This is a genomic window from Leucothrix pacifica, from assembly GCF_003172875.1.
Taxonomy (GTDB): domain Bacteria; phylum Pseudomonadota; class Gammaproteobacteria; order Thiotrichales; family Thiotrichaceae; genus Leucothrix; species Leucothrix pacifica.
On sequence record NZ_QGKM01000089.1, the window covers coordinates 1 to 1,685 of the forward strand.

The window sequence follows — 1,685 nt, forward strand, 5'->3', positions numbered from 1 at the left end:
CCTAAAATCCTCAGTTGGGCCTACTGAGCTAGCAAAATTATCTTTTCAAATACATTGACTCCACCACAACCTGAGTGATTTCAGTTGAGGCAAGCTAATTCGGGGCTACTGCCTGAGGGGTGCAGCAAATACTCCACACACTTGATCGCTATTTGACGCCACACTTCTTTTTTAGCCAACTGAGTCGCAGTTGACTTTAGGGTGGTGAAGTAGGCGTGGATTCGTGCATAGGCAGCCTGTATTTTTCTCTGCTCAGCATGGGTGCTGGTAATCCTGATATGTTGCTGACGTCCACTGCGGGTGAGTTGTCCAATACTACTGAGCAGCAAGGGGCGGCTCGTTATCGCTTCATGATGTTTTTCAGGGATTGCTAAGCGCGAGAACAAGTTCCACCAGTTATAAACCAGCGCCACCATACGTGCCATGATTTGGCTGGTCTGTTGTTGTCGGGTGACAAAGCCTCCCCAACCCCACTGATTCTTGATTTCATCAAAGACATTTTCACAATCGGCCCGGCTGCGATAGTGCTGCATCAAGGCAATAAGATCATCGGGCAAGTCAGTCACTAACACCGAGTACTCATAAAGCCTCATATCCTCCGGCCCGTCAATGAAGGCTAATTCCTGCTGCCCACCAGATTGTTTTTCCAGCACCAACGCATCACCACGAAGGCGTCGTCGGGTCACGATGACGCGTCGCTCCCTGGCCCAGCCGGTGAGCTGCAAAACACTTTCTTTGACCTCCCAATCCTGATTAAAACGTTGCCACTCGCCTTGTCCATGCAGCTTAGCAATGAGTTGTTTAACCCGACGGGTTCGTTTTACTTTAAAGAGATACTGTTGCCCCAAGGTTTCCAGTTCCTTCATCACACCATCATTCCCCCAATCGCAATCACCCCGAACAAAGGCAGGTCGTTGCCCGTCAGGTAACCGCTGAATCAGTGTTATCAATCCGGGCATCGAATGAGCCGACCCCGACTGATTACCCGCTTGCACATTGACTTCCAGCACCAGACGGGTATTTGCCATTAAATAGCTATGATAGGTATGGGAAGGACGTCCACGTTTATGTGGGTTGTAACCCAGAACCGCCCCTTCCTGGTGGCCGTAAAGGGGCTTAACGGTCACATCAACATCCAATATCCATGGATGCGTGAGCAACGGTTCATAACTCTGCTGTAAATGGTCCTGGAGCCAGGTAATCGCCCGCGTTTCATCCATCCGCTTCAGTGCATTAATGGCCGAGGAGTCACTCACCACTTTATCCATGCCTAATAGTCGGGTATTGACGGTATCACCCCGTAAGATATTCAGATGTGTATAGCGATTGTGACCAGAGAGGATAGACAAAAATAAGGAACCCAGTACATTAACCTTCTTCGGTGCATTATTACTGGTGTAGTGCAACGGGCAGTCAGTCACCCATGGTTCAAAACGGCCACCGAGTTTAAGAAACTCAATGAAAAAGGGCAGTTGTCCCAATGGTGTGAAAGCTGCCTCACTATTCCAACTTACCTGGACTTTACCTGCAAAAGTATCGACTTGAATGGCCTCATAAAGGGATGTTTTATCGGGCAAAGCGGCTTCACTTGCTGGGTGAATAGATTTAGGAGGAAGAACCATCGCTTTTCTCCACAGTTTCAGGGGCTTACCAGTATAGCGAAATTTTTAACTGAGTATTTTAGG

1 protein-coding gene is annotated in these 1,685 nt (G+C 48.6%); it reads right to left on the reverse strand.

Annotated features, from left to right (window positions below):
• Window positions 1–80: 80 nt before the first annotated feature.
• Window positions 81–1,622, reverse strand: a complete 1,542-nt coding sequence (locus DKW60_RS21155; protein WP_109839658.1) for a transposase — start codon at window positions 1,620–1,622, stop codon at window positions 81–83.
• Window positions 1,623–1,685: the final 63 nt, after the last annotated feature.